The organism is Brevibacillus sp. FW306-2-1A-C05A, from assembly GCF_058781555.1.
In genome coordinates, this window is sequence record NZ_JBYSWV010000073.1 from 1 (window position 1) to 13,939 (window position 13,939).

General features: G+C 46.4%; 8 protein-coding genes and 1 other RNA gene. All 9 read left to right on the top strand.

The window, feature by feature from the left end; all coding sequences use genetic code 11:
• Positions 1 to 2,456: TrlF family AAA-like ATPase (locus tag AC3WJN_RS24405; protein ID WP_492329344.1), on the top strand; the 2,456-nt coding region annotated here is incomplete at its 5' end.
• Positions 2,409 to 2,743, top strand: a transfer-messenger RNA (tmRNA) gene (ssrA, locus tag AC3WJN_RS24410). The genes AC3WJN_RS24405 and ssrA, both read left to right, overlap by 48 nt.
• 1,093 nt (positions 2,744 to 3,836) lie before the next feature.
• On the top strand, positions 3,837 to 5,516 hold the full coding sequence (locus tag AC3WJN_RS24415) for a PucR family transcriptional regulator (protein ID WP_007786484.1): 1,680 nt from the start codon (positions 3,837 to 3,839) through the stop codon (positions 5,514 to 5,516).
• Positions 5,517 to 5,742: 226 nt separating this feature from the next.
• Positions 5,743 to 6,888: an IS4 family transposase gene (locus tag AC3WJN_RS24420; RefSeq protein WP_035986408.1), complete on the top strand. Its 1,146-nt coding sequence runs from the start codon at positions 5,743 to 5,745 to the stop codon at positions 6,886 to 6,888.
• 290 nt (positions 6,889 to 7,178) lie between these two features.
• On the top strand, positions 7,179 to 7,928 hold the full coding sequence (locus AC3WJN_RS24425) for an aspartate/glutamate racemase family protein (RefSeq protein WP_007786486.1): 750 nt from the start codon (positions 7,179 to 7,181) through the stop codon (positions 7,926 to 7,928).
• Positions 7,929 to 7,970: 42 nt separating this feature from the next.
• Complete coding sequence (locus AC3WJN_RS24430; RefSeq protein ID WP_007786488.1) at positions 7,971 to 9,311, top strand: MFS transporter; 1,341 nt, start codon at positions 7,971 to 7,973, stop codon at positions 9,309 to 9,311.
• A gap of 38 nt (positions 9,312 to 9,349) precedes the next feature.
• Positions 9,350 to 11,392 (top strand): hydantoinase/oxoprolinase family protein, encoded by a 2,043-nt coding sequence (locus AC3WJN_RS24435; RefSeq protein ID WP_007786490.1) that lies wholly within the window; start codon positions 9,350 to 9,352, stop codon positions 11,390 to 11,392.
• Between the two features lie 4 nt (positions 11,393 to 11,396).
• The gene (locus AC3WJN_RS24440) at positions 11,397 to 13,166 is read left to right on the top strand and encodes a hydantoinase B/oxoprolinase family protein (protein WP_007786492.1); all 1,770 of its coding nucleotides are present in this window, start codon (positions 11,397 to 11,399) and stop codon (positions 13,164 to 13,166) included.
• On the top strand, positions 13,154 to 13,489 hold the full coding sequence (locus AC3WJN_RS24445) for a cupin domain-containing protein (protein ID WP_290426694.1): 336 nt from the start codon (positions 13,154 to 13,156) through the stop codon (positions 13,487 to 13,489). The genes AC3WJN_RS24440 and AC3WJN_RS24445 overlap by 13 nt, the downstream gene beginning before the upstream one ends.
• Positions 13,490 to 13,939 lie beyond the last annotated feature (450 nt).

The following is a 13,939-nucleotide window of genomic DNA, read 5'->3' on the forward strand; positions in this document are numbered from 1 at the left end:
TTACATATTATTCACAAGTTCCAATCAAACTTGGGATCACCACCTCTGCAGAAACAGAAGCTAAAACTTGTCAGACAATACAGCTTAATTTATCAATAGCAGATATTCAGAACCGTTTATCTGAATCTCCAGAACTTGCTAATAGATTTATTATACTTCCAAACGTAAAGCCAGGCGGTTATAAGACTTTTTTAAGACATGGTAATCATACCGTTTTTTCTAATCTTCCATGCGTTGGTGGCTATGTGGAAGGAGTATATTTTGACGATTTAGGAGAAGGTGAAAGGAGGATTCTTGAAGGTAAGGTACCAGCTTGGTCAACAAGAGCTTATGGTGTTTTTCAGACTTCTGATTGTAGACAAGATGATTTAAATACATTAGGTACTTTTTCTACGTGGGTTAAATGGTCAAAACCTTCAGTGGAAGCATTAAGACAAGCATGCCTTTCGATTTCAAACAGGATATCACATCGACAACCAATAATTCCGAGTGTCTTCATTCAACGTGTGAAGATATCGGACAGTAAGTTTTTAGGGCCAGTAGATTTGGGGGTAAATCCTCAATTTAATGCTCTTATTGGCGGCAGAGGAACAGGAAAATCCAGTTTTCTTGAATATTTAAGGTGGGGACTATGTGATCCGACGATAGAAAATTCAACTGATGGTGGAATTCGGGCATTTGAAAAAAAGCGTTCTGATTTGATATCATCTACACTCGAAAGTATTGGAGCGAGTGTGACTGTTGATTGGATAGCTAATGGGGTGAAACACTCAGTAAAAAGAGATTCCAAAACAAACACGATTGAATTAAAAATCGGTTCCCATTCTCCTCGACCAGCTACAATGCAGGATGTACGATCATTAATTGGCATTCAATCATACAGTCAAAAGGAACTTAGCACAGTCGGCGTTGATATAAAAGAACTTAGGCGATTCATAGAAACTCCAATTAGGCCACAACTAAATGCACTGTCCGATCAGATTGAATCGTTGTCAACAGAAATTAGACAAGACGTAATTAGGCTAAGGGACAAAAAAAGAGTGTCAATGAACGTATCAAGAGAACGAATGGCTTTGGCATCATTAAAGGAACAAGCAAGCACTATTAGAGAACAATTGAAGGGACTTCCAGAAGAAAGCAAATTGACAGTTGATCAACACCCATTAATCGAGCAAGAAGCACTCTTCATTAACCGCTTTAATGAGAAGCTTGAGAAAATCATTAAAGATGTAAATACATTAAAAGAATCGGTTGAATCGTTAAACGAGACAATAAAGATTGATAATTTACCTAATGGAATACTCATTGGGGCACTTCAAGATTCTATTTCTCATTCAGTAAGTCAATTTAATGATAGCTTAGATTCTTTGACAAATGGTCTATTAGGTAATGAAGATCACATTCCCGAGTGGCGTAATTCAATTGTGCAGTGGGAACACATATATTCGATTCATAACGAAAAGTTTCAAGAAGCAATAGAGCAAAATATTCAATATCAAAATGAATTGAAAAACTTAAATGATAAAGAGGAGCAGATTAGAGAGAAAGAATCTCTTTTGTCTAAATACCTTGATGAGTTGATTGAATTAATGAACCCTGAAGAAGATATAGCAAGAAGAATTGATGAATTAATTAAACTTTATTACGGACAACGCCAGTTACTTTCCGATCAGTGTTCCTACCTTACCAGTCTCTCGAATGGACAAATTCAAGCTTCATTGGCAAATGCAGGTGACATTGAAGAGCATCATAGTATGGTAACAAAAACAATTCAAGGTGCGAACATTTCTACTGAGAAAATTCGTAGGCTTCTGGAAAGAATTGAAACGAGCTCCACACCTTTTGAAGAGTGGCAACGGATTGTATCGGAAATCCAATTAATTTGGGACTCGTTTGAGGAGAACGGGGCCGACTTTACAATCCCTGACGTACCAAGTTTAAGAAACAGCGGTCTAATTGATAATGAGATTAGAAGGCTTGCGGCAAGAATCGATTCAGAGAAGCTCATTACGTTATTATTGTATCGTTTTAAAGAAAAGCCAATCTTCAAGTATTGTGTTTCTGGTGGTGATGCTATTGATTTTGAGCAAGCCTCAGCTGGACAACAGGCAAGTGCTTTATTAAAAGTACTCCTCTCAAGTGAGGGGCCCCCATTGATAATCGATCAACCTGAAGATGATTTGGATAATGAAATTGTTGCGGAAATTGCCAACGATATTTGGGAAGCAAAAAAGAAAAGGCAAATAATTTTCGCAAGTCACAATGCTAATTTGGTTGTTAACGGTGATGCGGAACTGGTTGTTCATTTTGGATATAGAAATGAAGGTGATCAATCCATAGGCCATGTAAATACAGTAGGTTCCATTGATGTACCAGAAATTAAAGAAGCAATTAAAAAGGTAATGGAAGGCGGTGAGAGAGCGTTTAAATTAAGGCAAGAGAAGTATGGATTTTAAGTAATCGGGTCACTTATTACTTGCCTACACTATGTTTTTTCATTACCTAATAACCAGTGAGGCTCTCCCACTGCATCGGCCCGTGTGCCGTGGATAGGGCTCAACTTTAACGGGCTACGCCGGAGGCTTCCGCCTGGAGCCAAAGGAAGAAGACCAATCAGGCTAGGTGCCAGGTCAGCGCGTCACTCCGCGAATCTGTCACCGAAACTCTAAACGAGTGACTGCGCTCGGAGATGCTCATGTATCGCTGTTTTCGGACGGGGGTTCGAATCCCCCCGCCTCCACCTACATAAAAAAGCCACCTGCAGAGGTGGCTTTTTTGCGTTGACAGCGAAGTCTCGCTATGCATGAACTGGCTCGATCTTCAGTCATCACAACGATACTGAAATGCAGGCCCTGTCTGTATAAAGTACCCGCTTCTAACTTGCCCAGCCCAGTTTTTCAGAGCGGATTTCCACTGGGGGCTTTTAAAAAAACTTGGATTTCGTACTTTTTACTTCTCTCATCCTTTTTCGAACTCATGTTGTCACCTCCACAGTGAAGCGTATTCACCAAAATACGGCGGTGACTGGACAAATTAAGAAAATGTGCTTCTTTGCCTGATGAACATAATCAGTTCGGTCTGGGAATGAATGGGGAGAGTAGGCGAAGATAGAATGGGACGGGGGAAAGGTAACCCTTCCTTCGAGCAGATCAAGCTGGTGCGGGACGACAGTCTCTGTAGGACAGGGATCAATTTCGTCTGAACTTATTGGCGACAGTGTGAAGCAATATCTTCACCTCTAAATGTTAGAATGAATAGAAAAAAACTCTTGATTTCCCCAGAGCAGGCAGCCGCGAATTACCTGAAGGTACATCCGCTTGAATTGCGGTTAATCAATCAGGTGTATGTATATCGTCCGCAAATGGGGCGGGGAGATCAATTTGTTGATGCGATTACTGGACAGGTGATAACTCCGTAAGGGAACGATAAATAGGAGCGACTACTCTCTTAACGATCAAGGAATAGTCGTTTTTTCCTTTCTCCTTTCCATAAAACATCCCTGCCCTTACCAGCTACCAAACAGCGCGCCTTTCAGGTCCAAAGTCATCCAGAAACCCAAGCGAAATGCCCAGACTGCACAAGGCACTATCACTACCAAAAGTCAATCCAAATACAAAATGATATAATAAATGCGACTATTCATAATAAAGACTATTTCGATCAGATTTACAAATGCATAAACGAAGCCAATTAGAAATGAACGAGCTAGAAAAAACAATAATGCCCGCAACACTCTCTTACGAAACAGTATGATCTTGTGAAGCTCGTCTAATCAACGAATCAGGAAAGGTACCTTATCTACTTCTAGGAAGGTTAGGCCGAGAGGAGGATCGAAAATGGGGATCACGGTGCAGGAGATGCTGCGGTTGGACGCGCTGCAAAGTTTACGTGTTATCGCCGGTTTCGATGGTTTGGACAGGATCATCAATCAGGTAAATGTTTTGGAAATGCCCATAACCGAAGTGGAGCATTTGGTTTTGGGAGGCGAGCTTGTGCTGACCACCTTTCACAGCTTGAAAGATGATCTGGAGGCACAAGTGAATACGATTAAAAAGCTTGCTGAAAACGGGGCAGCAGCTTTGGGGATTCATCCGATGATTGCTGACAAGATCATGCAGAAGGCGATCGTGGAGGCAGCGAATATTTCTGGCCTTCCTGTCATTTTGTTGCCTCCTGCGATGCCTTATGCTACGGTTTTTTCTGCCGTGTTGGGGACGATCCTGAATCGGCAATCACAGTTGTTGAAACAATCGGAAGAGATTAACCGGGAGATGACCCGTGTCATACTGTATGGCGGTGATGTGAATGCGATTGCCAAGACGTTGACCGGATTAATCAAGCAGCCGGTAATGATTACCGACGATATGTTCGAAATTTTGGCTTTAGGGTCAAAAGAAGCGGCAGAACATTCGTTTTTAAAAAAGTGTTTGCTTATGACAGAAATGTCGGAGCGGATTCAGTTTGATAAAGCTGGAAACTGGACACACGATTCTGCGATGGAGATGGTGTTTCACTCCAGCTTGTTTGAGATAGAGGGGCGGTCTGTACGGCTGATCGTTATGCCTGCAGGAGTGATAAGCGATCCTCTGGGGTACATTTTTACCTTAGAGATGGGGGCTCCCTTACAAGAGCTTGATTTCATTGCTATCTCGCACGCTTCTACTGCGGTCGCTCTGGAGATTGCCAAGCAGCGGGCGATTACCGAAGCGAAAAGGCGAATGCGAAGTGACTTTTTGACGGAAATGTTCGAAGGGAAATATGTTAGAGAAGAGGATTTGTACGAGAGAGCGAGAGCGGTCGGGCTCAATCTGGTGAAAAAACATATGGTGCTGGTCATGCGTTTTGACTTCAGCGATGGTCTTGAAAAAGAGATGGGTAAATTGGAAAGCCGCATCCACGCGGCGGTCCGGTCAACAATCAATCAGCATGCTCCCAAATGCAATTTTGTGGTAAAGGGGGACATGTTGGTCATTTTCATTCATTTTGACAGGCAATTTGACAAGCAACATTCGCAACAAGAGGCGAAAAATCTTGCGGTCCTCTTAAAAGATGCTATCGAAGCGGGAAGCGGCAAAGCCCGCGCATCTGCTGGGATCGGCGGTTTTTATCCGTCGCCGTTGAATTTGGACCAAAGCTACAGGGAAGCGCTGCAAGCTCTTGAGCTCGGCTGCAAAATGATTGGGACAGGCAGTATTACAGCAGTGAATGAGCTGGGTGTATTCGGGATTCTGGGGGAAATATCCGGCAAGTTGTTAGACCAGTTTACAACGGGGCTGCTCGATCAGCTCTATCAATATGATGCCAAAAATCAAACGGATCTCGTAAAGACGGTGGAAGCGTATCTGGATGAAAAGGAAATCTTTACAGATGTCGCAAAGCGGTTGTTCGTACATCCCAATACGGTCAAATACCGGATTGAAAAAGCGAAGGAGATTCTCGGGTTTGATCCATTTAAAAAGCCTGAGGAAAGATTGAATTTCCATCTGGCGCTGAAGGCCAGGAAGCTATTGCCATAAAAGAAGCGCAAAACAGCTCGATTTGTCTGCGATAGACAAAGAAACGGGCTGTTTTTTGTTTGTTTGAAATATTAAGATTATTATTTTTCACTAGCGTTGCATTAATCTTTTCTAACCATTCAAAATCCCCATAATCTTCGGTATTCTATCATCCGTGGCATAAAAAAATCCTTTACACTGGAAAGGTCAGGTAGTTCCTGTCCAAATCCAACGTAAAGGATCGACCATGGACAAGAATACCCTATTTTCTTCATTTGGTAAATGGATTGCACCCATCAATATTGTGAATTTCCAACAACGTATTGACGAAACGGACCAAGACAAGTACGTGAAAAAGCTGACGACTAAAGCGTACCTCCTCCTGTTTTTACATGCACAACTTCAGCAACGGGAAGGACTACGAGCCATTGCAGATGATGTTTTATCAAAGGAATTTCAGCAGGAGCTAGGGCTGTCATCGATCAGCCCATCACAGCTTAGCCGCAAAAATAATCAAGTAGAGCCTGCTTTGCTCGAAGAAATTTTTGTAGACTTGGTGCAGCAGATTCAGAGCGTCTCAGGTAACACGCACTCTCTTCGAAAAGACATCAAAATCATTGATTCGACTACTATTGGGTTATGTTTGCAGAAGTACAAATGGGCAACCTTTCGAAAAACCAAGGCGGGAATCAAGATTCATCTTCGTCTCGTATTTGCCAATCAGGAGGATGTGTATCCTGATAAGATTTCCCTTACGTATGCCAAGTCTAATGACCGCACGCAAATGGAATCGCTGATTGACGAGATCGGAGCCATGTACGTCTTTGATCGAGGATACGTGGATTACGAAAAGTTTGATGAATACACGGACAAAGGCATCTTTTTCGCTTCACGTCTGAAAGATAACGCGGAAGTTCGCCATCTGCATACGTTCCAATTGCCACCAGAAAGCACCGTATTATCGGATTCTATGATCCTTCTAGGAACTCCACAAAAACGGGTGGATAACGTATTACGACTGATTGAGACGCTGGATTCAAAAGGAAATCGCATCCGAATCATTACGAATCGATTCGACTTGGAAGCAGATGAGCTAAGCGACATCTATCGTTGGCGTTGGCAAATTGAGCTGTTTTTTAAGTGGCTGAAACAACACGTAAAGATCAAGACGTTCTATGGAACGAGTGACAATGCTGTACGAAATCAAGTCTTTCTCGCTCTCATTGCCTACTGTTTGTTGCTCCTTGTCAAACGGGAAAGGAACAGTCAGCACAGTCTGTTGCAAATCAGTAGATGGCTCAAAGTGTTTCTCTGGCAAACGTTCGAGCAATGGATCGGCAGAATGGATTACCAGTCCAAACGAACATCCAGAGGTCGACAAAAACGAAATTAGGTGTTGATTGTCGCTAACTCCGTTGTTATAAGTGTATAAAATTACCAAATGGATAGTGGCTACCTTTTGTTTGGTCGTTGTCGTTTTTGGTTTCGAAGTTGAAAATGTCATTCAGAATACTTCGACAAATGACGAACCATTTTTTATGCAACGCTAGTGATTATTTTTGTGTGAAATAATGTGAACAGAAACAAGCAGTATGACTGAAAGCTATGCAGGAGAGGGGGCTGTGGGCTGCATGATGGACACACAAGATTGGGAAAAACCAAAACCGATGAGGGGGCATTCACATGGATAAAAGAATTTTGTGGATCAATCCGGTCACTACTGATTTGTTCGACACCATTTTCAAGAGCGAGTTTGACAGGATCAAGCAGGCGGGGACGATTGTGGATGTGGTTTCCTTGACCCCGGGGCCTGGACCGACTCATCTGGAGTACAACTGCTACGAAGTGATGCTGATGCCCGAAATCCTCCGCGTGATTAAAAGAGCCGAAGAAGAAGGCTACGATGCGGCAATTATCGGCTGCTTCTATGATCCTGTCTTGAGGGCGGCTCGAGAGATTTCGAAAAAAATGGTCGTCACGGCTCCGGCTGAAGCCAGCTTGCATATTGCGTCGACATTGGGAGAGAGTATCTCGATCATTGTCGGGCGGCGCAAGTGGATACCCGAGATGAGAGAAAACGTCCATAAATATGGCTTTGCCGACAAATTGGCTTCTTTCAAGTCACTCGATATGGGCGTGCACGATTTTCAGAAAGATCATCAGGTGACCATGCAGCGAATGCGTGAGGCAGCGCGAGAGGCTGTCGAGAAGGATGGAGCCAATGTGCTTGTGCTGGGATGCACGATTGAATTTGGCTTTTATCGGGAAATTCAGGAGGAACTGGGTGTTCCGGTTATTGATGCAAGCCTTGCACCTTTTAAATACGCCGAATTTTTGATAGAGCTCAACCAAAAATTCGGTTGGAGCCACAGCAAGCTGGATGGCTACCAATCGCCGCCTGATGAAGAAGTGGCCTGCTGGAAGCTGTTTTAAAAAACGAGTTAGCGGCTGTGAGAAGAGATAAGGGGGGCCATTATGAGAGCAGAAAGCGGAGTGGAGGTACTGCAAAAGCGATCAGTACCCGTTGGAGCGCTGTTTGAAAACATGCCGGTTACCAGTCAGCATTGGCAAGCGGGATTGGTGCTTTTTTTCTCCTTTGTGATTGAATCGTGGGAAATGATGATTGTCATTCTGGCAAGCGCTTCAATTGGCGGCGAGTTTCAACTGGACGGCACTCAAATCGGATCGCTCATCGGCTCCATTTATCTTGGGATGATCCCGGGATGCCTGCTATGGGGAAAGCTCGTTGATAAAATCGGCCGCAAGCAATCAATGATTTTCAGTTTTGGGCTTTATGGAATCATTTCGCTTATTAGCGCATTCTCACTCACCTACGAAATGCTTTGGTGGACCCGCTTCTTGTCCGGTGTGGCGCTCTCTGGGGTTTTGGTGGCAACGTTCCCCTACTTCGAGGAGCTGCTCCCCATGAAGGTGCGTGGGAAGGCCGCGGTGTATCTGGCTTCTGGATGGCCTGTGGGCTATTTGCTTGCCATTGGCACGACCTACCTCTTTATGGAGCTTGGCTGGCGCTGGATTATTGGCGTCAGCTCGCTTGCGGGTTTGTGGTTCCTGGCAATCGCGGCGTTTGTGCCTGAGTCGCCGTACTGGTTGGCCGGAAAAGGTCGCCATTCGGAGGCGAAGGAGGTTATTGACAAACTTTCCAAAGGCACGATGCAAAGAGAGATTAACAGCGTCGAGCTTGCTGTGGAGAATGTGAAAACAGGTTCTTTCCTGGAGATTTTTAGAGGGCAATTCCGGCGTTCGACAATTTTGCAGCTCCTCATCAACTTTAGTTTTTCCTGGGGATATTGGGGACTGTCCTCCTGGATGCCGGCACTTTTGGCGAAAAAAGGATTGAGTGCGCCGGAAGGAATGGGCTTTATGGCAATATCCGCCCTCTTCATGTTTCCCGGTTACATGGTCTCTTCGTATTTGACGGGCAAATATGGACGCAAAAAGGTAATGGCGCTGTTCGTCTTTTTTGCAGCGGTCAGCGGGTTTGGCTTTGCCAACGCAAATACCTTGCAGGAAATGTATATCTGGAATTTTGCCCTTTCGTTCTTCAGTTTGGGGGCGTGGGGAGTATGGGATACATGGATGGCTGAGCTGTATCCGACAGAGGTCCGCGGTGTCAGCTATTCTGTAGGGATGACCGGCCAACGGGTAGCCAACGCGATTGCGCCAAGTGTAATCGGAGCTATGCTGGCGATCAACAGCAGCTTTTTGACTACGGTTTCCTTTATCTCCGCTTTTCTTGTCGTTACATTTGTGGCTTCGCTTTTCCTGAAGGAAACGGAAGGCGAGATTTTGCATTAATGCTGTAACAGTCCATTACTCCTAGAAGGGTGGTTCCTATGCGTGTAGCTACAGATATTGGAGGAACGTTTACTGACCTGGTGTACTTAGATGAGAACGGTAAAATCGGTACCGCTAAAAGCGATACAACACCGCCCCATTTTGAGCAAGGGGTTATCCAAGTGATTCAAAAGGCTGGGATTGATCCTTTGGAAATCGCGACTTTTATCCACGGAACGACGGTAATTATCAACGCATTGACGGAGCGCAAGGGAGTAAAGACCGGGTTAATCACGACAAAAGGGTTCCGCGATGTGCTGGAAATCGCCCGAGGCAACCGTCCCGATTTGTTCAATGTTCGCTATCAGAAGCCGACCCCGTTTGTCGCGCGCTTTCTGAGGAAGGAGGTCAGCGAGCGGATCAACTATAAGGGGGAAGTCATGACCGAATTGGCGGTGGAAGAGGTGAAGGCCACTGTCGAGCAACTGCGGGCGGAGGGAGTCGAGGCTATTGCGGTGTCATTTCTGCATGCCTACGCCAACCCCATTCATGAAAAGCTGGCGGTGGAAGCGATCAGGGAAATTTGGCCGGAGGTAGCAGTGACGGCTTCCCATGAGGTGACCAAGGAATGGCGCGAGTACGAGCGGACCAGTACGGCAGTGCTGAACTCTTATGTCAAGCCGATTGCCAAGTCCTACATCGACAAATTGAGTAACCATCTTCACGACATCGGGCTTGATGGCAATAAATATATCATGCAGTCCAACTCTGGCACGACTACTTTTGAGCAGTCAAAAGAAACGCCGATCAACATGGTCGAGTCGGGGCCAGTAGCCGGGATTTTTGGCTCAGCCATCTTGGGGCAAATTCTTGGGGAAGAAAACATCATTGCTTTTGATATCGGAGGAACGACGGCCAAATGCTCCCTGATCGACAAGGGGGAAGTAAAGGTTACGACGGAATACCGGATTGAGAAAGATGAACGAAATGCTGGATATCCGATTAAAGTACCCGTGGTTGACATCGTGGAGATCGGGAATGGCGGAGGTTCCATTGCCTGGATCGACGGTGCCGGCTCATTAAAGGTGGGGCCACAGTCGGCCGGAGCGTTGCCAGGGCCGGTCGCCTATGGACGTGGCGGTGAAAGTCCGACTACAACCGATGCCAATTTGGTTACAGGGCGGTTATCGCCTGCCAATTTTCAAAACGAGGTAAATATGGAAGCGGTCAAGCAAGCGATCCACGAAAAGATCGCAAAACACTTCGGCATCTCCGTGGAAGAGGCGGCGCTGGGAATTATCCGCATCGCCAACTCTAACATGCTGAATGCGTTGAAGCTCATTTCCATCCGCAAGGGTTACGACCCGCGAGAGTTTTCCCTGGTTGCATTCGGAGGGGGAGGACCGATGCATGCGCTGGCATTGGCCAAGGAATTGGGTGTGAAAAAAGTTATCATCCCGATTGCGTCTTCGGTCTTCTCTGCATGGGGCATGCTGATGACTGACTTGCGGCATGACTACATCCAGACTTATATTCGCCGAATGAACGGACTGAATCAGGAAGAACTGAATCGTGAATGGAACCAACTGGAAAAAGAAGCGATTGACCAATACGAGCGCGAAGGAATTGCAGCGGATCAGGTACTGTTTGTACGATATGCGGACATCCGTTACGTCGGACAGGAGCATGCTGTCAAGGTTCCCGTGCCAAATGGACTGATGGATGCAAAAGCGATTGAGGAAGTGATTGATCGCTTCCATGACCTGCACGAGCAGAATTACACGTTCAAACTGGAGCATGCACCGACGGAGATTGTAAACCTCCATCTAACGGCGTTCGGCACAGTGCAAAAACCACGGATAGCCAGTCTGGGAAGACAAGGGGACAATAGCGAGGAAGCGCGCAAGGAAGTGCGTCCGGTTCTGTTCGAAGAGTATGGATGGATTGACACGACAGTCTACGATCGCGAGCTGCTGAATGCCGGAAGCGCGGTGAAGGGTCCGGCAATTGTCGAGGAAACCTCTTCTTCAACGGTCATTTATCCTGGACAGCATCTCATTGTTGATGAATATGGCAATCTAATCATTACTACGGGGGTGTAGTCAGATGAGTGAGACAACGTTGAAACATGACCAGTTTACGCTTGAGATTGTGAAAGATTCCCTGATCGCCATTGGGGAAGAAATGTTTCATACATTGGCGCGCACGTCGATGAGTCCGATTATTTACGAGGTGCTCGACTTCGCCAGCGGCTTGACAGATGCAAAAGGTCAACTTCTGACTCAAGGCAACGGTGTAACCGGATTTATCGGGATGCTGACCTTTATGGTGAAGGAAACCTTGAAAAAGTTTTCCGCCAATGGGGAGCTAAAGCCGGGGGATATCATCATCATTAATGATCCTTACGGTGGAGGAGGTTCCCACTTGTCTGATGTAGGTCTTTTGCTGCCAATCTTTTACGAGGGCGAGCTGATTGCCTTCTCGGCCAATAAGGCCCACTGGACCGAAGTAGGCGGAAAAGACCCGGGTTCCTGGACGACCGACTCTACGGAGATTTTCCAGGAAGGTTTGCAATTTCCTTGCGTCAAGCTATTTGAAGAAGGCAAGCTGAATCAGCCGTTGGTTGATATCATTGCAGCAAATGTCCGTTTCCCTGATCTCTCGCTTGGCGATATGTGGGCGCAGGTTGCAGCATTGCGAACAGGGGAGAAGCGCTTTCGCGAATTGTGCGATAAGCATGGAAAAGCGGTAGTGAAGGATGCCATTGACCATTTGTTAAGACATGGCGAACAGTTGGCAGTAAAGGAAATTGCCAAGCTGCCGAAGGGCACGTATGAAGCCATAGATTTTATTGATGATGACGGAGTTGGAAACGGTCCATTCAAGGTACAGGTGAAGGTCACCATTACCGATGACGAGTTTATTTGTGATTTCCGCGGTAGTCATCCGCAGGTGTTGGGGCCAGTCAATTGCTCCTATACCGCCTTGGTTTCCGCCGTTCGCGTTATTTTCCTTGCGGTGACGAACCCGTCTCAGGATGTAAACGATGGCGTTTTCCGCCCGCTCCACATCCTTGTAGATGACCGCTCCATTTTTTCTGCGGAACGCCCGGCAGCCGTATCAACCTACTGGGAAACCATGATGTATGGAGCGGATCTCGTCTGGAAGGCACTTGCACCGGTCGTTCCCCATCGGTTGAATGCGGGGCATCTGCTTTCGGTGTGCGGGGTGGTGCTATCCGGCATCCATCCGGATACGCACGAACCGTTCCTTGTGGTTGAACCTTCAGTCGGAGGATGGGGGGCAGGAGACGGACTGGACGGGATGGCCGGACAGTTTTGCATCGGCGATGGGGAAACGTACAACGTGCCGGTCGAAGTAGCCGAGACACGTTATGGCATCATGGTCGAGGAGTACAGCCTGCGTACGGATGGTGCTGGTGCCGGTAAATATCGCGGCGGCTCAGGAGCTATCCGTTCGTACCGCGCGATGTCTGATGGTCAGACGATCACGGCAACCTTTGGCCGTCACAAATATTTGCCATGGGGCTTTAACGGGGGGCATGACGGCTCCCGCAATGAATTTGAGATCGTCAAAGCAAATGGCGAAGTGGCTGGTCCATTTGGCAAATATGCACGCTTTCCGCTTAATAAAGGAGATGTCGTGCGCCTTGTTACCGCAACAGGTGGAGGATATGGCAATCCGCTGGAACGTCCGATAGAGAAGGTCGTCCTAGATGCCAAAAATGGCTATATTTCCGTAGAACAAGCAAGAGACTTGTACGGAGTAGAGCTGGACAAGGCAACGTATCGTGTAGAAGGGGTGACACCACAGCGTCAGTCTTTTGAACAGGAGGAACAGCAATGCTCATTGTAAATGCCAATGCGATTCAGCCGGAAGATCGTCCAGGTGTAACCCTGAAAACCTTGTTTACCGAAAACCAGGTAGAGAACGGAAAAGCTACTTTTGGTGTCGTCGTCGTTCCGCCTGGTGCGCGTATTCCTTTAAGCGGTTTGGGGAGCCATGAGCAGGACGAGTATTCAATCGTCGTAAAAGGAACGATTCTTGCCGGTACGGAAGAAGGTGAATATCGTATGTCAGCAAATGATGCGTCTCTTATTCCTGCTGGTGAGGCCCACTGGGCATACAACGACGGGAGCGAAGAATGCGAAATCGTCTGGGTGCTTGTAAAGCGATAGGCGAAATAGCGGCATAAATACGGAGAGCACGAAAAAAGAACCTGCTAGAATTGGCGATCTCAATGTCACCGTGAATAGAGCATAGGCTCATATAGGCTCATGCGCTCGGATAGGGCAGAGCAACATACCTTGAATCTACGGACAGGCTGTCGACTTTCTCGACAGCCTGTCCGCTTGGTTTAGCGGTGTTTTTGCATGCGGATAATAGTTTTTGGATAAGTTGTTTCGTTTCTTTTTTTCAATAACAAATTCGCGGAACATCCGTTGCACGAACTGTTTTCGGGCGATGTCAGCACAAATAAGACTACAGATAGAGTGGAGGGCCTCTTTACAGATTTTCCGAACGAGAAAGCCCGCTACGGTGCGATAGCACCCCCCTTTAGGGGCGGGATGAGAGTGAGGTCAAATACGGAGTACCACGAATAAATCGAAGGTTTGTGGTACTTCAAG

Bases quoted from the DNA above. Each gene is read 5' to 3' on its own strand.
- AC3WJN_RS24440 (WP_007786492.1), top strand. From the start codon at position 11,397: ATGAGTGAGACAACGTTGAAACATGACCAGTTTACGCTTGAGATTGTG.
- AC3WJN_RS24415 (WP_007786484.1), top strand. From the start codon at position 3,837: ATGGGGATCACGGTGCAGGAGATGCTGCGGTTGGACGCGCTGCAAAGT.
- AC3WJN_RS24430 (WP_007786488.1), top strand. From the start codon at position 7,971: ATGAGAGCAGAAAGCGGAGTGGAGGTACTGCAAAAGCGATCAGTACCC.
- AC3WJN_RS24425 (WP_007786486.1), top strand. From the start codon at position 7,179: ATGGATAAAAGAATTTTGTGGATCAATCCGGTCACTACTGATTTGTTC.
- AC3WJN_RS24435 (WP_007786490.1), top strand. From the start codon at position 9,350: ATGCGTGTAGCTACAGATATTGGAGGAACGTTTACTGACCTGGTGTAC.
- AC3WJN_RS24445 (WP_290426694.1), top strand. From the start codon at position 13,154: ATGCTCATTGTAAATGCCAATGCGATTCAGCCGGAAGATCGTCCAGGT.
- AC3WJN_RS24420 (WP_035986408.1), top strand. From the start codon at position 5,743: ATGGACAAGAATACCCTATTTTCTTCATTTGGTAAATGGATTGCACCC.